Below are 18,119 nucleotides of genomic sequence, written 5' to 3' on the forward strand. Positions count from 1 at the left end.
TATGCAATGTGAATGGGCGTTTTCGTGGAATGCGCCCCGTCCGGCGATAGCATCACCCTTTTTTGAGGATGCTTTGTTATCAAAGGGTGAGGTGACGTCCGAACATCCACATGTAAAAAAATATCTGACCCGCTTAATAGAGCGGGATTTGCTGCATAGCCAGGTCTTAACGCCCGCACAGCAAGAGGCTCGCCGCCAATGTGCTTTACAAGAGAAACAGGCTTATGAAGAGAATCGGCGCTCGTGGCATGAAACTGCCGCAGGTGTTGAGTCTTATTTAAATGAACAACCGCATTTTATTAAATCGTATTTTCAGAAAAAAATAATTTGGCTGCGTAAAAATCGCGGTATCAAACATAGCAATGCATTTTTGCTCGGAACAGTTAAGAGTGCATTGCTGCGTTTAAATGCCGTCAGAGAAAAACAAGGCGTCAAGCCTTATTGTGAACTGGCGTCTTATTACCAGGGCGTTTACCGCCATCTTGCCGAAATGAATAAGCGCCGGATTAAATCGCTGGCGAATGAAATCGCGGCGCGTATCAATGAGATGTTTTGTATTGAAACAGAAAATGCAAACGGTGAAACCGACGATTTAACAAAAGCTGATCTCTTGCTGATATATCGCAATTTGGCCGCCGAAGTTTATTCACTGCATATTATGCCGCCCGCCTGGTCACAACTAAAACCTATTCCCGGTCAATCTGACGATGAGCTGGATTTATACCCGGCTCTACCCGCGATATCAAGAATGATTAACACAGATTGGTGGGAGCGCCAACTCTGGCGTCTGCGCTGCGACTGGCGCGAGGGGCAGCTACGCGCAGCAAATCAGGTCAATAAAAAGGCTCATCCTTACCTGAGTTACGAAGCGGTTTCGGACTGGCAGGAACAACGTCGCCGCAATGCTGAATTCTTTAAAGCGCACGATTTGGTTGATGAAGCCGGTAACGTGGTTTCATTGGAAAATATGGTTTATGCAAGCATCAGTAATCCGGTTATTCGTCGCCATGAATTAATGGCGCGAATGCAAGGCATTGAGTTTGTTGCTCAAGAACGCGGTGACGTTGGCGTTTTTTATACTATAACTTGCCCGTCCAAATATCACGCCAATAATCATAGTGGTCATGCTAACCCAAAATGGAATCATTCAACGCCCGTTCAGGCACAGCATTATTTACGTAAAGTGTGGGCCAATATCGGCTCAAAACTGGATCGAGATGGGTTGCGAATTTACGGCTTCCGGGTTGTTGAGCCGCATCATGACAGTACTCCGCACTGGCATTTATTGCTGTTCATGCGCCCGGGTGAGCGTAAAGCCGTCACTGATATTATGCGCAGTTATGCCATCAAAGAAGACAGGCAAGAATTAGGTAAGCGGACAAGCGCCCGGTTTACCGCCAAAAAACTCGATCCGAAAAAGGGCAGTGCTACGGCATATGTTGCTAAATACATTTCAAAAAATATTGACGGTTACGCGCTTGACGGCGAGCGTGATAAAGAAACCGGTAAGCCACTAAAAGAGACGGCCAAATTCGCGATGGCGTGGGCTTCTCGTTATCGTATTCGTCAGTACCAGGCAATCGGGACTCCGCCCGTCACTGTCTGGCGTGAATTGAGAAAACTCAGCAATCAATTAACATCGGTATTAAAAATTTCAGGTGAGTTTAAGCGTGGGAAAGCGCTATTAAGTGACCCGCAAATGGATGCGGTTACTGCCGCCGCCGACGTCGGGTGCTTTGCTTCATACATCATGAAACAAGGCGGTGTGCTGATCCCGCGTAAAGATTATGTTGTTCATCTTGCGTATCAGCAAAATGATGAACCCGATGCCTATGGTGAAGTGGTAGATAAGATTTTTGGTATTTGGTCGCCACATATCGGCGAAGATTCCCGCGTATGCACCCGTCTTACAAAATGGAAAATTGTCTCTAAGAAAATTAACTCCAGCTCTAACAACTCTGAATCCGTAGGTTTGTCTTTTGGGTCTTTGTCTTTTAGCGGCCCCGCCGCCCCTTGGAGTTCGAGTTCGAGTTCGAGTTCTGTCAATAACTCTCCGGTGGTTCAAAATTCAAACAACAACAGGAGAGAAATTGACAGACATTACGATGATTTGTTGGTGAATGAGTTTCATCAAAACTACCCGACAATGCATTTTGATGAAAAAGTGAAACGGATTTATGAGTCGGCAGCACTCAATAACATCGACATGGACGATTTTTTAGCTCGCTCATTACTTGATGGAGGAAATATTATCGTCAATGACGAACGTTATTGCTTATCTATGTTTGGTTATTTGCAGAAAGAAACCAAACAACATAGAAAAAGCGTAAAAGCAATCATGAACAGGTTAAATGATAAATTGGGTAACCCTATTAATCTTAACGATATTTTTCATGATCCCGGAGGGCATTACTCTGCCATGGCTGAAGAGGCCGAAAGAAAATATTTTGATGAGCTAAGGGGTTAAAAATGACTGACTATTCAACTACGCGCGCAATGAACAATGTTCTGTCAGAAATGACAAAACAAGATGAACTCTGGGGTGCTGACCGTGATCATGACCCGTTCGTGTGGGCGGCAATATTGAGTGAAGAGATTGGGGAGTTCGCGCAGGCTATTTTGCATGATGAATTCGGCGGCAGTCACGCAGGAACGGCAAGAGATGAAGCGGTACAGATTGCCGCCGTCGCGCTGCAAATTATTGAGTATTATGACCGGAAAAAACGGAAACGACCCGATTTATCATTTTCGAATAACCCGGTATGGGTTGGTTTTGATCCGGGCGAAGAGCACACATCATGAAGGTGACAAAATTTCAACAAAAAGAAGATAAATTACTGGCTATTTTAAAAGAAAATAGTGACCGTTTTTATATTGATGATAACGGTATGATCCATATCAACTGGGAGCACCCCGCAGTACGCGCGGAAGTGATGAAACATATTGAGCAGCTTGCTCATATAAAACCGGGTGATAAGCTGCCGGGATGACCTCGATTAAATTAACTTAAGCCCGTTAATAGCGGGTTATTTTTACCACTTTGGTTTATTTTACTGATAACTATATAATTTTTATGGTAAATATCGGATGAATGAATTTCTCAAAAAAATCATTGAGTATTGCGACAGGAAAAAACCAAAATATCGACAAAACGAGTCACACATGATTCAATGGGATCAGTCTTGGCATTCAGGATATTATGTATGAGTAACACTAAAATTACCTCTATGGCGGCGGCAATGGCGATTGCGATAGCCCCTGTGCCAGCTGATAGCATAGGGTGCCATGATGCAATAACCAGCACCAAAAACACCATGACATTACAACAGGTGAGTGATTCAGTCGTTTTTCTTCCCATTGAAGAGGCGACTGCTTTTATCGCGAATATCGCTAGTCGGATGCGATTCCATTTAAAAAATCTGCGATCTGAGTGGGAATCAAAGCGTATCCCCATTGACGATAAAAGCATGTCCAGTTTTGCGAAGGACAACATGCATTACCTAGCTAAACATATTGTTGTCTGTGCAAGCTTCATTCAAGCGGCAAAAGTCGCGTTAACTTCCGTTCCTGATACAGACACGGAATTACGCAGTATGATTACGCGCTTCGGGCGTGCATCTGCTGACTTACGGTATACGTTGGAAGAAATCACTGCATTTTCAAAAAGTACGCATATCCCTAATAAAGCATCAAATGCCGGTGCTGACTTAGATAAAGATGCGGTCCGGGAACTTATTCGTACCGAACATGTTGCTTTAGGCTTGGAAGCTCCAGTTTTCCATTGAAGGGGATACCGTGATCCACGTTTCTATTCACAAAGATATTGAAATCCCCGCAGTGGCAAGGCAGTATGCAAAAATTTTGCAAGATTGGAAAAATGGCGGATCGCTTCCCGCCATTTTTGGTGATGAGGGACGCTGGGAAGACCACGCGTCTCTATGTCAATCTTATGTTTTTAAAATTCATATTAGATTACCCGACGAACCTCCCTGGCCTAGTCATTTACCCGCTGCCGCCAGAAAATCTGATAGCTACCTGGTTTATTCCCGACATTGGTGTGATCCATCAAAATATCAAATCATTAGCATCATGAGTCCCAACGCTCATGAGCTAGCAAGAACCTCATTTCTTGCCGTGCTGGTTGATCGCGCGGAAGATTTTCAAAACACATGAGAATGAGTTTGCCCGCCAACTGGCGGGTTATTTTTTTGTATGAAATTCATTGCACAAATCTGCATAATTTTGCACAATAATCACCACGCCAGCGATCCCCTTCCGCGCCAGACCCGGCAAGCCTTCATCCACTACGCACAATTGCACAAAAACGCGCCCTTTTTGCGTGCGGGCGAGGCGGGGGAGCAAGCGCGAGCAAAGAGGGGTATTCGTGGGTTACTTTGGTAATCGCGAAATAGGCCGCTGACACCGCGCCAGAACCGCGCAGCGACGCGGATGTCTCAGCGTTCAAGGCGGGGGGCGGAAAAGAAAGAAAATGAACACAGCGCGATTGGGTGACGATTAAATGCGTTGTGTCCGTGGGAAAGGTTGGTTTGGTCGTTATTTGCTGCTGTTCAACGCATCAAGCAAAGCGTAGCGATTGAATTGCACAACGGCTTCACCCGCCCAATCATTGACTGACTTCAAGCTTTCAGTAATGGGGTTAAGTTCATTGATAGAAAAAACTTTCGCCGCTTTCTCAATATCCCCAAAGTTACCCCCACTCGTGGGAACAATCCCCATCAATTGCGGTGGCACGCGGTGCATAGCTAGCATGTCATCGCGGGTTGCTTCTTTAACGTTAGTAAATTCATCTTTGGCGCTGATTTGGCTGAACGGTAGGATTTGCAGCCCGTCTTTCTTTCCGTTGGCTGCATAGACAAACAGGTTCTTGAATGCGCCATCTCGCCGGGATTTTTGCAACGCAGTTTTCAAATTGTCTACGCCTCTGGGGTCGGCAAGCGCATCAGTCAGATAGACAATAACGCCTGCGTGACTGCCGTTTTCGTAATAGTTCATTCTGAATGTTGTTGCAGCCCGGTTGAGGTTGGCGGAAAGAAGACCGGCTAAATATTCAGGTAAACCGTAAATTTCTTGATGAATGTCGGGGTTCATCAGATGAAAAATACTGCCAGCGCTGAATTCAAATTCTTGTAGCCAGCTTTGTACGAACCAGTATTTGTCGATTTCTTCTCCCCGTCGAGTGTACTTTGCTGGCGTGTGCTTGAGCTTTAACAGTCCGCCAACTCGATTCATTCGCTTTTCCAGATAGGCATTACCAAATACCAAATAATCCAGTACATAGGCGGCCATGTCCTGTCGTGACAATAGCGGGTGAGGTTTAAAGCAGCTCATGATCACATTACGTTTAAAAAATAGGGGCGACTGATGATAAACCGCCGCTGAAAATGCGCGGGCCAGGCCGTAAAAATCAATGGGGGTTTCATACCAGCGGCCATTTTTGGCGCATTCCATGCAATCCAGCAGATCCCAGCCAGATGTGATTGGGGTGGGTGTATCAAAAGTAAAGGCTGCGCACTGTGCCACGTCGCCGTCATTGATTGTATTCGTTACTTCAGGCTGGTGTTTATTTTCAGCCGGTAAAAGTGTGTGCATGATTAAAACTCCATTACAAAAGACTCATTCGTGCCCGCATCGCTGGATATTGGCTCGGCATACAGGGCATTCATAACAGCCCACGCAATGTCGCCGTGATCGGCTCCGCGCGTGCGGTTGGCGTCATAAGTCACAACACTGCCCTGTGTAATTATTTTCTTAATGGACATAAACGAGGTAGCGACTTGTTTCATGCCAGCGTCATATTCAAACCTGCCGGAACGGATTAGCATTTGTGCTTTCATCACTAGCAGGCGCTTAAGCGGCGCGGAATATTTCAATAGGGTTGCGGCCGGAAACCATTTGCAGACCAGTTCATGCACGGCTTCACCCGTTCCGCCTGTGCCATCTATTGTTATCCCCTGTACATTATAGCGTTCGGTGAGTTTACGAATTTCTTCGGCTTGCTTCTCAAAAGCCATACCGCGGCATTGCAGGGCTTCGATGACCCGCCATTTGCCGCCGCTGACAGCAGGCGGTGACATTACAACCAGCCCTAAACCGTCACCGTTGCCGCCTGTACCAGTTGGATCAGCGCCGATATAGACGGGTTTGCGTCCTAGCGGCCGCAGCGCATAGGGTTTCCAGTCCGGCCAGACATTGTCGTTGTAACCGTCAACACCGCATTTAATCACTTCGTTATAGTCAAAGGCTCGTTCACCCGATTTAACAAAAATGCAGCGGTACAGGTTGTCAAAATCAGCCGGATTGTTTTCGCTCTCAATTTCTTCTAAGTCAACAAGATTTAGACCTGCCGCGATAGCGTCATGAATAGTCACGATCTGTCGCCAGATGTTATCTCCGCACAACACGCCATGCCGTAATGCGGCATGGCTGGTATCAATAACAACTTGTTTCTTGCCGCCGCGGGCTTTATTAAAAAAGTCGCCTGTCCAGAACGGGAACCCTTCGTGTTCCTCGCTGGACGGTACCGAAAAATAAGTTCGTCTTAATCCGATGTGGGTTGCCATCCCCGCCGCCACTTTGCGCAGGTTCATAAAATTGCTAACCCAAAAGAATTCATCGAAATAGAGATCGCCGGTATAGGATTGCGCGGTTGCTGCCGATGTGCCGAGAAAATGCAGCGTCGCCCCGTTGGACAAAATAATCTCGTCACCGCCTTTAAGCTCAACACCCACCTGGCGGGCGACAATCTGGATAAATTTCTTGAACTGATATGCCTGCGCACGGCTGGCAGACAGAAATATCTGGTTATTGCCGGTTTCCAACGCGGTGATCAACGCTTCACGGGCAAAATACCATGTGGCCCCAATTTGCCGCGATTTTAATATCATGCGGTTACGGCGGTCTTTCTGTTTGTACCAGCGTTTTTGATACTCAAACAGGGATTCATAAACCGACGCACGCAATGCAGCGACTTGCTCATCACTAAAATGATTTTTCGGGGTTTTTACCTTTTTCTTTTCTTCTTTTTTAGCTTCAGCGCGATCGAAACGTTCCAACTGGCGATAAAGAAAATCAAGCGTCTTAAAATCATGCGGTGCCAGGGTTTCTTTCGCTTGTAACCGTAATATTTTTACGTGAAGCTCGCCGTTGACGCGCTCGCGGGGGTTGGCTTCATCCCACTTATCGCGCCGCCGCCACGAATAAATCGTGTTCGCACTGACGCCCAGTCGTTTTGCTATTTGCGAAACGCTGTAGGCTTGCCAGTACAGGCTTTTTGCTTCGTGTCGAGGATCATGTTCTGTCGTCATCATGCCGCCACTTTCCCACGGTCACGCGCGTGCCGCTATGACTCCTGCCTGTCGCGGGGCCCCGACACGGCGAAAGCTTTGAGTCAAAAAGCCGTGACTGCGAACATAGCGCTATCAAAAGTCAGAAGTGCCTGTTGGAGAAGTGACAATGCCAAAAACCATTAAATTAACGGTCTGCACGGAGGGAATGACGCTCAATGGCTTTGCCGTCACCCGCGAGCAGATCCAGCAGATGGCCGATAGCTATAACCCTCGACTGTACGCCGCCCGCTTGAATCTGGAGCACGTCAAAAGCCTGTTCCCGGACAGTACGTTTCGTCAGTTTGCGTTAGTACAATCTGCCAGTGCCTACGAGGTTAAAGACGGCCCATTACAGGGCAAGTTGGCGCTGGAGGCCACTGTTGAACTGGATGAAGAAAAGGACGCGGAATTAATCAAGCTGAACCAGAGTGGGCAGAAGATTTTTTCCAGCATTGAGTTTTACTCCCGTTTTCCTCAGACCCAGAGCGCCTATTTGACCGGCATTGCGCTGACGGATACCCCCGCCGCTGTCGGTACGGAATTAATCAAGCTGAGTGTGCAGGAGCGCGGTCTGCCGGCCAGTGATGATCGCTATTTGTCGGCATCACTGGAAACCATGGTTGAATTGCTGGCGGGGACTGAACAGAACCCTGTCGATGATAAATCCCTCGGTGAAAAGTTTGTTTTATCCGTGAAAAAAGCGCTAGGGCTGCACCGTGATCACAACAACGCAGAATTAAACATTTTGCGGGAAATGGTGCAATTAACCGCTGAAAAATGCGGTGAAGCCCTTAATCAAGCGCAAAAGTTGTGCCAACTGGAAACCCTATGCGCCAGTCAGTCGGAAAAAATCACTGTGCTTGAAAATGAACTCTCTACGCTGAAAAGCCAACTCAGCAAGCAGGATAATTCATCAACACATCGACCACTGGCAAATGGTTCAACCCAAGTGTTAGCCGATTATTAATTGCTACAGGAATTTTATTTATGTCACTCAGTAACGAAGGACGTCAACAATATCTGTCCTACCTTGACCAGCAAGGCAAATTAAACGGCGTCAGACGCGAAGGGGATAGCATTCAATTAACGGTGACCCCCGCTGTTCAGCAGCGTCTTGAAAAAGCCAAGATGGAAGCCAGCCCATTTTTGAATGAAATCAATTCTGTCGGTGTAACCGAGCAGGAAGGGGAAAAAATCGGCGTGGGTATCAACCGCACCATTGCTAGCCGCAACACATCCACTACGGAACGCCGTGAGCCAGTCAGTGTCCATGATTTAAAGGCTAACAGATATCGTTGTGAGCAAATTAACTTTGATACCTTTGTCAGCTATACGCAAATTGATGCGTGGAATGACCACCCGGAATTTCAGCAACTGATTAGTCAGCAGATTGTTCAGCAGGAAGCCAATGACCGTCTAATGATTGGTTTTAATGGTACATCGTGCGCCCTGAAATCCGACAGAGCAAAAAACCCGCTGTTACAAGATGTCAATATCGGCTGGTTACAGCACATGCGCGACAACGCCCCGGAGCGTGTGATGAAAGGCATTACTATTACCAGTCGTGACGAAGACGGGAAAATCATCAAGAAAGGCGACTACGGCAACTATGACGCCGCTGTTTATGACGCGGTGACCTCTTTACTTGAACCTTGGCATCAGAATGCCCCCGGTTTGCTCGCAATCACCGGTTCACGCCTGACGACACAGAAAAATTTCAAGATCCTGAACCAACACAGCCAAAACAACCCGAACATTGAACTACTGGCCGGTAATGAGTTGATGAAACTTAGCACGCTGGGTGGTCTGCCGACGATGAAAGTCCCTTTCTTTCCTGACGGTACTATCTGGATCACCACATTTAAAAACCTGTCGCTCTATTGGCAAAAAGGGAAATACAACCGCTATATCAAAAACGAGCCGGAATACAACCGCATAGCAACCTATGCGCAAAGCAATGACGGTTATGTTATTGAAGACTACGGCCTGAGTTGTCTGATTGAGGGGATTTCGTTGGCAAGCGCAAAAAGCAGCGGCGAAGAATAAGTCACAGTATCTGGTGCCGTCATCATGCGGCACTGGCACGAGGGGGAATGATGCTGACACCGGCACAACAACATTGGCAACAGGTTATGGCTTCACGCCGTGGCGATGAAACTATGTCATCGGAAGCGCTGACCGCCTATGAACAGATATTACACCGCCTGCGCATTGATCAGTCACGGTTATCTGACCTGCAAGGCACAGAGCGAAAAATTGATTACAAACGCGAAGTCATTGCGCATTATGACAGTTGGGTTGACGGAGTGTTGGCAGCCGGTACCGGGCAGGCCGACGAGGTACTCATTCACGTGATGATTTGGAGTATGGACATTGGTAATTACGCGCGGGCACTGACGCTGGCCGGGTATGTCATTCGCCATAACCTGCCCTTGCCCGATCACTATCGCCGTACCGTAGGACCATTATTAGTAGATGAGATTTGCGATAAAGCCCTAACGATTTTTTCAGCGTGTAGCGAGTCCGTTGAGCCTGTCCCTCTCGCAATACTTGAGCGACTTGCTGAATTGGTTGAATCATTGGACATGCCCAATCAAGTTAGAGCCAAGCTGTTTAAAACAGTGGCGTATACCCTGCGCCTCAGTAAGCAGCGAGCAGACAAAGAACGCGCATTATTCCTCATGCAGCAAGCATTGTTATTGTTTGCCAATATCGGGGTGAAAAAAGATATCGAAACTCTGACGCGAGAATTAAAAAAGGCCGCTGATGGCCCGGCCTCACCAGATAGCGCAGTAACTGAGTCCCCAAAGACGAAGCCAGCGGCGACGGGGAAAAAAACGACCAAGGCAAAAACAACAGCGGCGAAGAATAAATCTTCACGTTAACTGAATGCACCCCGCGTGCCAGGCGGCACGGTGATCAGACCGGTTTTTAAACTCAGTCCGTTTTGCCGTTCACCGCCGTTTCTTTCAGCAGGTGGATTATGAGCTTAGTAGCAGCCAAACAACCCCGTTCTATCGATACTCATGCAGATATCAATGACGGTGGGGCAAAAGTCACTTCCGGTACATTCTGGCCGGATATCACGCTCGCTGATTTGCGTAATTCGATGCGCCTGAGCGGAGCAGTGACAACTGAACGATTGATACATATCACTGTTGAAGCGGTGTTATATGTCAATCAATTGCTCGCTGTGTGGCAACAAGAACAGGAAGAAAACGGCTTTGCTTCACTGGCTGCGGTTCCTTCTCCTGCTATCAACGACACTACGGCGTATATTTTCCGCTACCGACACGCGGTTTACAGTTTCACTAAAGCTTTGCTGATTGAAAATTATCGCGACATTGACACAACACGCGACGGAGAAAAACACGCCGAGGCGTTGAGTACGCAAATTGATGATCTGCGACGCGATGGACAAAATGCGGTTCGTGATGTGCTCGGTAAAAATCGCATGATAGCGGAGCTGGTTTGATGGAAGTGCAAGCGCTCCAGGGGGACACTGTTGATCTGATTTGCCAACGTTACTATGGCCGTACTCAAGGCGTTGTTGAGGCTGTGTTGAATGCTAATAACGATATTTGCAACACGACGCTATTACGCCCCGGCCAGCTTGTCATCTTACCCGATTTTGCGCCATCGGCGCAGGATAGCATCGTTCAATTGTGGGATTGAATACCGGGCTGTAGGGAGCCTGTGATTAAGGAAAGGATGATACATGAAAAATCAGCCTGACGTTTTTTTTCAGTTATGGGAGTGGCTGCTATCAGTTAGAGAACAAGGTATAGGTGCAGCACTGGCGGCCGCAATGGCTTATCTCAGGGGTCGCTATAACGGCGGTAAATTCTGGACGACAATGATGGACGCCATTATGTGTGCCATGATCGCCTGGTTTATCCGTGACGTGTTGGATTTCTTTGGTATGAGCACGGACTTGGCTTACATCGGCAGTGTGATTATTGGTTATCTGGGAACAGATTTTTTTGGTCAGTTACTTCGCGGAACGTTAAATAATAAAGCGGGGATAAAAGAATGAATATAAGCAGAGGTATTCGAAACAATAACCCCGGCAATATCCGTTGGGGTGATGACTGGCAAGGATTGGTCCCTCAATCACAACGTACCGACCAATCTTTCTGTCAGTTTGTCAGTCCTGAATATGGTCTTCGGGCCATGATTAAAATTATTCAGAATTACCATCGGAAATACGGAATCAATACAGTCAGCGGCATTATTTCACGATGGGCTCCCACTAATGAAAATAATACTGATGCCTATATTAACCACGTATGTAAAAACACGGGAGTGACTCGCGATCAGGTTGTTGATGTATTTAATAAAGTATTTATGACAGAGCTGATTAAGTCCATTATTACCATGGAAAATGGTAGTCAACCTTATAGCGATGAGGTCATTGATAAAGCCTTTTCCCTTTTGTAGGGCAGTATTATGAAGTTTAACGCTCATGCTTATACAGTTATTGCGCTGGCACTTGTCTGTCTTATTGCTTATCACTATCGAAGTAAATATACAGACCAGCTTAATACAAGCATTAAGCTACAGAATGCATTGCTAGCGCAACAGAATGAAATCGTTAATCAGCAGGAGAGGATAAGGTGCCTGTCTGAACTGGATAATCAGCATACAAAGGAACTAGCCAATGCCAAATCTGAAATTGATGTGCTGCGCAATGATGTTGCCGCTGGTCGTCGCCGGTTGCGTATCACGGCCACCTGTCATCAAGGCGAAACCGATTCCTCCGGCAGCGTGGGCCATGCAGACACCCCACGATTTAACCCGACAACTGAACAAGATTATTTCGATTTCCGAAGAATGATTGTTGAGAATGAGCAACAAATAAAATATTTGCAGGACTACATAAAAACCCAGTGCCAGTAGGGGGAGATATGCTGAAAACAAAACTGATGAGAGACATCATCACAAAACACAATCCCTTTTTTGTTCAAAATCCAGACCGACTGGAAGTGTATGTCACAGAAGGAAATCTGATAGCGACAGGAACGGCGTCACCGTCATTTTTGTATCAGTATAAATTACATGTGCTTGCGCTTGACTACCCGCATTCGCTCGACAGTCTCAGCGTGTCGGTTCTTGAGTGGGCGCGTCGGCATCAACCTGATTTGTTATTTAATCCTGATCAGCGTACGGATGGCATGAAGTTTGATGCCGATATCTTAAGTGACGGTACCGCAGATATTTTATTTGTATTGCGAACAACTGAACGTGTTGTTGTTCAATCAGAAAACGGGCGATTGACAGCCCAACATCTTGATGAGCCTCCTTATCCCTCTGCTAAAGATCCTTGGGGTGTATTGATTGACGGGAGCGTACAGCAATGACGGAAAATAATTCACTGTTCGTTGCGCTTGATAATGAACTGCAAAAATTAATCAGTACCACAAAACCGGCATACCGCCGCCGACTGGCTAATAAGCTGTCAAAGGCGATCCGCGCTGACCAACAGAAGCGCATTCGCAGCCAAAAAAATGTGGATGGTACCGCTTATGAGCCGCGCCGCCGTCGCGTATTACGCTCGCAGAAGGGTATTAAATTTTTGTACCAAGGAGATGTGCGCACGCTGAAAAATTGGCGCGTAACGCGCGGACGCCGGGGGCGTATGATTACTGGCTTTGACGGAGAACGTAACGCGGTACGTTCATTTTATCGCAGTAATATAGAGCGTTATCTGGAAATCAATCACAGTGAAGTGAAAAAAACGTCAAATCGCCGCGATCCGATGTTCCGGCGATTGAGAACCGCGCGTTTTCTTAAGTCCAGTGCATCATCAGCCGCCGCTGTTGTTGGTTTTCAAGGCCGGGCCGCAGCAATTGCTCGTCAGCATCAATACGGTTTGGAAGGCAGTATTAACGCGTTGGCAGAAACGAAGTATCCGCAACGTCAATTGTTAGGCATCACGCCGCATGAGCGACTGCAACTGATTGAATTAATTTATCATGACCTCGTGAGTGAACTATGACACTGCCAGAATTGCATCGGCTATTAACAAATATTATCCGCGTCGGCTTGGTCACGGATGTTGATCTCGTTGGTCATCGTTGCCGGGTAAGGACAGGTGACTTAAAAACGGATTGGATACCCTGGCTGACACTGCGAGCAGGTCATTCCCGTACCTGGTGGGCGCCCAGTGTTGGCGAACAGGTTTTATTGCTTGCCATTGGTGGAGAGTTGACTACTGCTTTTGTCTTACCGGCTGTTTATTCTGATCAGTTTCCGGCGCCGTCAGTTTCTGCCGAGGCTGTTCATATTGCTTTTCCTGATGGGGCAGTGATGGAATATGAGCCAGCGGTCAGTGCCTTAAAAGTAACGGGTATTAAAACCGCAACGGTGAATGCCTCCGGTTCTGTTCATGTCACTGCGCCAGAAATGACTTGTACCGCAAGCAGTCAAATTACGCTTGATACGCCTCACGTCATTTGTACCAATTTACTGACAACAGCCAGCTTGGTAGTGCAAAAAGGCGGAAAAATGACTGGAAATATTGAGCATAACGACGGGCAATTCAGCTCAAACGGGGTGATCGTGGATTCCCATAAACACACCGGCGTCAGATCAGGCGGTGACACATCAGGAGGCCCTGCATAATGAAATTTTTGGGTATGAATAAGCAAACGGGCCGCAACATGACTGATATTGAACACGTTCGCCAGAGCATCACCGATATTTTAATGACTCCAATCAACACACGCGTCATGCGACGCGAATACGGTTCATTGCTGCCCGCATTGATTGATCAGCCGCAGAATCCGGCATTACGTCTAAAAATTATGAGTGCTTGTTATATGGCAATCATGCGTTGGGAACCCCGCGTACGACTCACAACAATTACATTTCAGCGAGCAGAAGCGGGAGAAATGCACGTTGAAATAACTGGCGTTTATATCAACGGAAATGACTTAACAATAGCTATCCCCGTGAGGTGAAACTATGCCGACCATTGACTTAAGCCAGTTGCCGCCACCTGATGTCGTCGAGCCACTGGATTATGAAAGCCTGTTGGCTGAACGTAAAGCCAGGCTGATATCTCTTTATCCCGAAGAGCAACGAGCTGCAATCACTCGCACGCTTGAGTTGGAATCTGAACCCATTGTGAAATTATTACAAGAGAATGCTTATCGGGAGTTATTGCTGCGCCAGCGCGTGAATGAAGCGGCTCGCGCGGTGATGGTGGCCTATGCAGCGGGTAGCGATTTAGATCAGTTGGGCGCAAATAACAATATTACGCGTCTCATGCTGCAACAAGCTGATAACGACACGGTTCCGCCTATTGCGGCTATCATGGAATCCGATAACGATTTTCGCGTTCGTATCCCCCAGGCTTTCGAGGGGCTGAGCGTTGCCGGGCCGGTGGGTGCTTATGAATATCATGCCCGGAGTGCTGATGGCCGTGTTGCTGATGCATCAGCTATCAGCCCGTCACCGGCAAATGTCACTGTGACTATTATGTCGCGAGAAAATAACGGCGTAGCATCCCAAGATTTGTTGGATAAAGTGGCTATAGCTCTTAATGACGAGAATGTTAGACCGGTTGCTGACCGGCTAATAGTTCAGTCAGCAAAAGTAATTGAATATCAGATTGATGCCGTGCTTTATCTCTATCCGACACCGGAGTCCGAACCGATTCGCATTGCCGCCATGCAACAAATGAAACGCTACACAGAGACACAACATCGTTTAGGGCGTGATATTCGCTTATCTGCCATTTATGCCGCTCTACATGTGGAGGGCGTGCAACGCGTGGAATTGAAATCACCCGCTCATGATGTTGTGTTAGATAAAACCCAGGTGTCATTTTGCACCAGCGCAAAACTCAGTGTCGGGGGTTCTGATGAATGACCGCTTGTTGCCATCGGGTTCTACCGTTTTGGAAGTGGCCGCAGCTAAGGCATGTGCACAATTGCACAATGTTCCGGTACCGCTTCGCCAGCTCTGGAATCCTGATACTTGCCCGGTGGAGTTATTACCTTATCTGGCGTGGGCGTGGTCCGTTGATCGTTGGGATGAAAACTGGCCGGTAACGACTAAGCGGGATGTAATAAAAAACTCACTATTTTTGCACAAACATAAGGGCACTATTGGTGCTATCCGCCGTGTGGTAGAGCCATTGGGCTATTTCATTCAAATAAAGGAATGGTGGCAAACCAATGATGCGCCCGGCACTTTTCGACTTGAAGTCGGCGTTCGTGAGAGCGGGATTACTGCGGAAATATTTTCAGAGCTTGAACGTTTAATCTCTGATGCCAAACCTGTGAGCCGCCACCTAATCGGCTTGGCTGTCAGTTTAGATATATCGGGTGTCATTCACTGCGCGGCAACAAGCTATATCGGCGATAGTCTGACAGTTTACCCCTATTTGCCAGAAATGATTGAAACTAAAGGTACCGCTCATGCGGGATCTGCGGTTCATTTGATTGATACGATGAGGATTTTATCATGAAATACTTTGCCATTTTAACTAAGTTGGGTGCGGCAAAGCTGGCGAATGCTGCCGCATTGGGTACCAAAATTAGCATTACTCACATGGCCGTGGGCGACGGCGCCGGCAAATTACCAGAGCCTGACGCTAATCAAACACAATTAGTCAATGAAAAGCGTCGAGCCGCGATTAATACATTAAGCGTCGATCCGGTAAACACTAACCAAATTATTGCTGAACAGATTATCCCTGAAAGTGAGGGTGGTTGGTGGATGCGTGAAATTGGCTTATTTGATGGCGAGGATAGTCTGATAGCAGTAGCGAATTGCCCGGAAACCTATAAACCCCAATTACAAGAAGGGTCAGGCAGAACGCAGACGGTGAGAATGATTTTAATTGTTAACAGTACTGAGTCAGTCACGTTAAAAGTTGATCCCTCTGTTGTACTGGCAACGCGCGAGTATGTCGATAAAAACACGATTGAAGTGAAAGCTTACTGTGATAATGCATTTAAAGAGCATCTTGCAGCTAGTGATCCGCATCCACAATATTTGCTGAAAAAGAATTTACCGCCGTTGCCTGATGCTTCATTGACTCAGAAGGGGATAGTACAACTCAGTAGTGCGACAAATAGCGTAAGTGAAACCTTGTCTGCTACGCCAAAAGCCGTAAAAGCGGCTTATGATCTTGCAGCAAGTAAGCTTGCAAGCATGCCCGACGCCTCATTAACCCAAAAAGGCATCACCCAGCTCACAGACAAAACAGGCAACAGTAATACCCTTGCAGCCACTCAGAAGTTAGTTTCTGATGTAAATGATAATGCCAATAGCAAACTTGCCAAAAACCAAAACGGCGCCGACATCCCTAATAAAAGTGAGTTTGTGAAAAACCTCGGATTGGTGGAGACGGTGAATAAGGCGAATAGTGCCGTATCAGCAACAGGGGGGAACTATAAAGGAACATTCAATTTTTCAGAAATTGCAACAATTGCAAAAGAGAGAAACTCTGTTCAACTTGTATCAACAAGCGCGGGGGCGCCATCCGGGGCACTTGCTTCGTATATGAAAGCGGGCTGGTATGACAATGAAATAGCGATTGGCGCTGTGCGTGGGGGGTCAGTAGATCTAATCGGTGCCGGTATTGATATCAACTCAAAGCGAGCTCTAACAGTTTACAAAAATGGAACTATGGTACCGGCGAACTACGGCAATTTTGACGCTCGTTATGACAACATCCCTGTAGGAGTCCCGCTGCCGTATCCCCACCGCTACACCCCCCCCGGCTACTTAACATGCAACGGTCAGGCATTCGATAAATCCTTATACCCGAAGTTAGCCTTAGCCTATCCAGACGGAAAAGTGCCCGATTTAAGAGGTGAGTTTATCCGAGGGTGGGATGATAGCCGTGGTGTTGATATGGGTCGGGTGTGTGGAACATTGCAATTAGATGCGCTTCAGGGGCATACACATAAAGCATGGCCGAATGCCACAGCAGCCAGCTCAACTGATAGCCCGTCGCAACATGGAGGACCGGAATATACGGGACGTATTACAACAACACATGTCGTTAGTTCCCCTGTGTCAGACGGTAACGGAGAACCACGAGTAGCTAACGAAACCCGCCCCCGCAACATCGCATTTAACTACATAGTGAGAGCAGTATAATGACAGAACAAAAATACTCTTTAGAGCATGAAACAGCCGTATTGGGTAAAGACGGATTAGCAATTCAGGCAGGCTGGATAAAGGTTTATCACTCGAATCAGATAACGAGAGAATTCACAGTTTCAGACATTGAATATGTCATGTTGGGTGTCAGTCTATCAGCCGGTGCTTATCCCGATGCGCCAGAACTTCCCGATTCTCACGATGTGGCCGTTTGTCGCAGCGAAGACGGAAAGTGTTGGCAAATCCTTCCCGATTACCGTGGCAAAACAGCTTACGACACGTTAACTCGCGCTCCGACTGAGATAACAGAAATCGGTGAATTGCCGGATACGCTAACCTTCAAGAAGCCTCCCACAGATTTCGATACGTGGAACGGCAAAGAATGGGTAGTTGATAAAGACCTTCTCAAATCCCATCAGATTAATGAAGCTAAGCAACAACAAGCAGCACTGTTACAACAAGCAAATGAAACACTCTCATTGCTACAAGACTCTGTTGACTTAGAAGTTGCTACTGACTCAGAGAAAGCCGCTCTACTCGAATGGAAGAAGTACAGAGTATTGCTTACGCGTGTAGATGTTAATCAAGCGCCTGACGTTGAGTGGCCGCCTGTACCTAAATAAGAACAGGGCCGTTTGGCCCTTGTCTACT

At 47.2% G+C, this 18,119-nt stretch carries 23 protein-coding genes; 21 read left to right on the forward strand and 2 right to left on the reverse strand.

Translation table 11 applies throughout. The annotated features are described in order from the left end of the window. Position 1 precedes the first annotated feature (1 nt). From AACQ83_RS07115 to AACQ83_RS07135, 5 genes are all read left to right on the forward strand, one after another. Complete coding sequence (locus tag AACQ83_RS07115) at positions 2-2,467, forward strand: replication endonuclease (protein WP_112877009.1); 2,466 nt, start codon at positions 2-4, stop codon at positions 2,465-2,467. A 2-nt stretch (positions 2,468-2,469) separates the two neighbouring features. Continuing rightward, complete coding sequence (locus AACQ83_RS07120; protein WP_240000722.1) at positions 2,470-2,802, forward strand: MazG-like family protein; 333 nt, start codon at positions 2,470-2,472, stop codon at positions 2,800-2,802. Continuing rightward, a complete protein-coding gene (locus tag AACQ83_RS07125) occupies positions 2,799-2,990 on the forward strand; it encodes a hypothetical protein (RefSeq protein ID WP_112876946.1) in 192 nt (63 codons plus the stop codon). Before AACQ83_RS07120 ends, AACQ83_RS07125 begins: the two co-directional genes overlap by 4 nt. A 213-nt stretch (positions 2,991-3,203) precedes the next feature. Further along, a complete protein-coding gene (locus AACQ83_RS07130; RefSeq protein WP_112876947.1) occupies positions 3,204-3,785 on the forward strand; it encodes a hypothetical protein in 582 nt (193 codons plus the stop codon). A gap of 10 nt (positions 3,786-3,795) precedes the next feature. After that, positions 3,796-4,173, forward strand: a complete 378-nt coding sequence (locus AACQ83_RS07135; RefSeq protein WP_112876948.1) for a type II toxin-antitoxin system YafO family toxin — start codon at positions 3,796-3,798, stop codon at positions 4,171-4,173. A 381-nt stretch (positions 4,174-4,554) separates the two neighbouring features. On the opposite strand, the gene AACQ83_RS07140 is transcribed toward AACQ83_RS07135, so the two are convergent. Further along, complete coding sequence (locus tag AACQ83_RS07140; RefSeq protein WP_112876949.1) at positions 4,555-5,610, reverse strand: phage portal protein; 1,056 nt, start codon at positions 5,608-5,610, stop codon at positions 4,555-4,557. Positions 5,611-5,612: 2 nt separating this feature from the next. Beyond that, complete coding sequence (locus AACQ83_RS07145; protein WP_112876950.1) at positions 5,613-7,328, reverse strand: terminase large subunit domain-containing protein; 1,716 nt, start codon at positions 7,326-7,328, stop codon at positions 5,613-5,615. A 145-nt stretch (positions 7,329-7,473) separates the two neighbouring features. Between AACQ83_RS07145 and AACQ83_RS07150 the strand changes: the two genes are divergently transcribed. The 16 genes from AACQ83_RS07150 to AACQ83_RS07225 all read left to right on the forward strand — a co-directional run bounded on the left by AACQ83_RS07150 (position 7,474) and on the right by AACQ83_RS07225 (position 18,091). Beyond that, positions 7,474-8,313, forward strand: coding sequence for a GPO family capsid scaffolding protein (locus AACQ83_RS07150; RefSeq protein WP_112876951.1), 840 nt, complete (start codon positions 7,474-7,476; stop codon positions 8,311-8,313). A gap of 20 nt (positions 8,314-8,333) precedes the next feature. Continuing rightward, positions 8,334-9,392: a phage major capsid protein, P2 family gene (locus AACQ83_RS07155; RefSeq protein ID WP_112876952.1), complete on the forward strand. Its 1,059-nt coding sequence runs from the start codon at positions 8,334-8,336 to the stop codon at positions 9,390-9,392. A 47-nt stretch (positions 9,393-9,439) separates the two neighbouring features. After that, entirely contained in the window at positions 9,440-10,231 is a 792-nt protein-coding gene (gpM, locus tag AACQ83_RS07160; RefSeq protein ID WP_112876953.1) for a phage terminase small subunit, read from the forward strand. Positions 10,232-10,329: 98 nt separating this feature from the next. Further along, on the forward strand, positions 10,330-10,821 hold the full coding sequence (locus AACQ83_RS07165) for a head completion/stabilization protein (RefSeq protein ID WP_112876954.1): 492 nt from the start codon (positions 10,330-10,332) through the stop codon (positions 10,819-10,821). After that, positions 10,821-11,021, forward strand: a complete 201-nt coding sequence (locus tag AACQ83_RS07170; protein ID WP_112876955.1) for a tail protein X — start codon at positions 10,821-10,823, stop codon at positions 11,019-11,021. The genes AACQ83_RS07165 and AACQ83_RS07170 overlap by 1 nt, the downstream gene beginning before the upstream one ends. 43 nt (positions 11,022-11,064) lie before the next feature. After that, on the forward strand, positions 11,065-11,382 hold the full coding sequence (locus AACQ83_RS07175; RefSeq protein WP_112876956.1) for a phage holin, lambda family: 318 nt from the start codon (positions 11,065-11,067) through the stop codon (positions 11,380-11,382). 2 nt (positions 11,383-11,384) lie between these two features. Then, positions 11,385-11,786 (forward strand): structural protein, encoded by a 402-nt coding sequence (locus AACQ83_RS07180; protein ID WP_112877010.1) that lies wholly within the window; start codon positions 11,385-11,387, stop codon positions 11,784-11,786. A 9-nt stretch (positions 11,787-11,795) separates the two neighbouring features. Continuing rightward, entirely contained in the window at positions 11,796-12,245 is a 450-nt protein-coding gene (locus tag AACQ83_RS07185) for a lysis protein (protein ID WP_112876957.1), read from the forward strand. An 8-nt stretch (positions 12,246-12,253) separates the two neighbouring features. Continuing rightward, the gene (locus tag AACQ83_RS07190; protein ID WP_112876958.1) at positions 12,254-12,706 is read left to right on the forward strand and encodes a phage tail protein; all 453 of its coding nucleotides are present in this window, start codon (positions 12,254-12,256) and stop codon (positions 12,704-12,706) included. Next, a complete protein-coding gene (locus tag AACQ83_RS07195; protein WP_112876959.1) occupies positions 12,703-13,344 on the forward strand; it encodes a phage virion morphogenesis protein in 642 nt (213 codons plus the stop codon). Before AACQ83_RS07190 ends, AACQ83_RS07195 begins: the two co-directional genes overlap by 4 nt. After that, on the forward strand, positions 13,341-13,970 hold the full coding sequence (locus tag AACQ83_RS07200; protein WP_112876960.1) for a phage baseplate assembly protein V: 630 nt from the start codon (positions 13,341-13,343) through the stop codon (positions 13,968-13,970). Before AACQ83_RS07195 ends, AACQ83_RS07200 begins: the two co-directional genes overlap by 4 nt. After that, a complete protein-coding gene (locus tag AACQ83_RS07205) occupies positions 13,970-14,308 on the forward strand; it encodes a GPW/gp25 family protein (protein ID WP_112876961.1) in 339 nt (112 codons plus the stop codon). Before AACQ83_RS07200 ends, AACQ83_RS07205 begins: the two co-directional genes overlap by 1 nt. A gap of 4 nt (positions 14,309-14,312) precedes the next feature. Further along, positions 14,313-15,221, forward strand: a complete 909-nt coding sequence (locus AACQ83_RS07210; protein ID WP_112876962.1) for a baseplate assembly protein — start codon at positions 14,313-14,315, stop codon at positions 15,219-15,221. Further along, positions 15,214-15,822 carry a phage tail protein I gene (locus tag AACQ83_RS07215; protein WP_112876963.1) on the forward strand — a complete coding sequence of 203 codons (609 nt, stop codon included), beginning with the start codon at positions 15,214-15,216 and terminating at the stop codon, positions 15,820-15,822. Before AACQ83_RS07210 ends, AACQ83_RS07215 begins: the two co-directional genes overlap by 8 nt. Beyond that, positions 15,819-17,465, forward strand: a complete 1,647-nt coding sequence (locus tag AACQ83_RS07220; protein WP_112876964.1) for a phage tail-collar fiber domain-containing protein — start codon at positions 15,819-15,821, stop codon at positions 17,463-17,465. The genes AACQ83_RS07215 and AACQ83_RS07220 overlap by 4 nt, the downstream gene beginning before the upstream one ends. Beyond that, a complete protein-coding gene (locus tag AACQ83_RS07225; protein WP_112876965.1) occupies positions 17,465-18,091 on the forward strand; it encodes a tail fiber assembly protein in 627 nt (208 codons plus the stop codon). Before AACQ83_RS07220 ends, AACQ83_RS07225 begins: the two co-directional genes overlap by 1 nt. The last annotated feature ends 28 nt before the right edge of the window (positions 18,092-18,119 follow it).

The sequence above is a fragment of the Photorhabdus sp. S10-54 genome (assembly GCF_963878145.1).
GTDB classification, from domain to species: Bacteria; Pseudomonadota; Gammaproteobacteria; order Enterobacterales; family Enterobacteriaceae; genus Photorhabdus; species Photorhabdus kayaii.

Coding starts and splice junctions, on each gene's coding strand:
- AACQ83_RS07145 (WP_112876950.1), bottom strand. CDS start 7,328: ATGATGACGACAGAACATGATCCTCGACACGAAGCAAAAAGCCTGTAC.
- AACQ83_RS07210 (WP_112876962.1), top strand. CDS start 14,313: ATGCCGACCATTGACTTAAGCCAGTTGCCGCCACCTGATGTCGTCGAG.
- AACQ83_RS07115 (WP_112877009.1), top strand. CDS start 2: ATGCAATGTGAATGGGCGTTTTCGTGGAATGCGCCCCGTCCGGCGATA.
- AACQ83_RS07200 (WP_112876960.1), top strand. CDS start 13,341: ATGACACTGCCAGAATTGCATCGGCTATTAACAAATATTATCCGCGTC.
- AACQ83_RS07150 (WP_112876951.1), top strand. CDS start 7,474: ATGCCAAAAACCATTAAATTAACGGTCTGCACGGAGGGAATGACGCTC.
- AACQ83_RS07130 (WP_112876947.1), top strand. CDS start 3,204: ATGAGTAACACTAAAATTACCTCTATGGCGGCGGCAATGGCGATTGCG.
- AACQ83_RS07155 (WP_112876952.1), top strand. CDS start 8,334: ATGTCACTCAGTAACGAAGGACGTCAACAATATCTGTCCTACCTTGAC.
- AACQ83_RS07190 (WP_112876958.1), top strand. CDS start 12,254: ATGCTGAAAACAAAACTGATGAGAGACATCATCACAAAACACAATCCC.
- AACQ83_RS07205 (WP_112876961.1), top strand. CDS start 13,970: ATGAAATTTTTGGGTATGAATAAGCAAACGGGCCGCAACATGACTGAT.
- AACQ83_RS07120 (WP_240000722.1), top strand. CDS start 2,470: ATGACTGACTATTCAACTACGCGCGCAATGAACAATGTTCTGTCAGAA.
- AACQ83_RS07140 (WP_112876949.1), bottom strand. CDS start 5,610: ATGCACACACTTTTACCGGCTGAAAATAAACACCAGCCTGAAGTAACG.
- AACQ83_RS07175 (WP_112876956.1), top strand. CDS start 11,065: ATGAAAAATCAGCCTGACGTTTTTTTTCAGTTATGGGAGTGGCTGCTA.
- AACQ83_RS07220 (WP_112876964.1), top strand. CDS start 15,819: ATGAAATACTTTGCCATTTTAACTAAGTTGGGTGCGGCAAAGCTGGCG.
- AACQ83_RS07185 (WP_112876957.1), top strand. CDS start 11,796: ATGAAGTTTAACGCTCATGCTTATACAGTTATTGCGCTGGCACTTGTC.
- AACQ83_RS07195 (WP_112876959.1), top strand. CDS start 12,703: ATGACGGAAAATAATTCACTGTTCGTTGCGCTTGATAATGAACTGCAA.
- AACQ83_RS07125 (WP_112876946.1), top strand. CDS start 2,799: ATGAAGGTGACAAAATTTCAACAAAAAGAAGATAAATTACTGGCTATT.
- AACQ83_RS07215 (WP_112876963.1), top strand. CDS start 15,214: ATGAATGACCGCTTGTTGCCATCGGGTTCTACCGTTTTGGAAGTGGCC.
- AACQ83_RS07165 (WP_112876954.1), top strand. CDS start 10,330: ATGAGCTTAGTAGCAGCCAAACAACCCCGTTCTATCGATACTCATGCA.
- AACQ83_RS07225 (WP_112876965.1), top strand. CDS start 17,465: ATGACAGAACAAAAATACTCTTTAGAGCATGAAACAGCCGTATTGGGT.
- gpM (WP_112876953.1), top strand. CDS start 9,440: ATGATGCTGACACCGGCACAACAACATTGGCAACAGGTTATGGCTTCA.
- AACQ83_RS07170 (WP_112876955.1), top strand. CDS start 10,821: ATGGAAGTGCAAGCGCTCCAGGGGGACACTGTTGATCTGATTTGCCAA.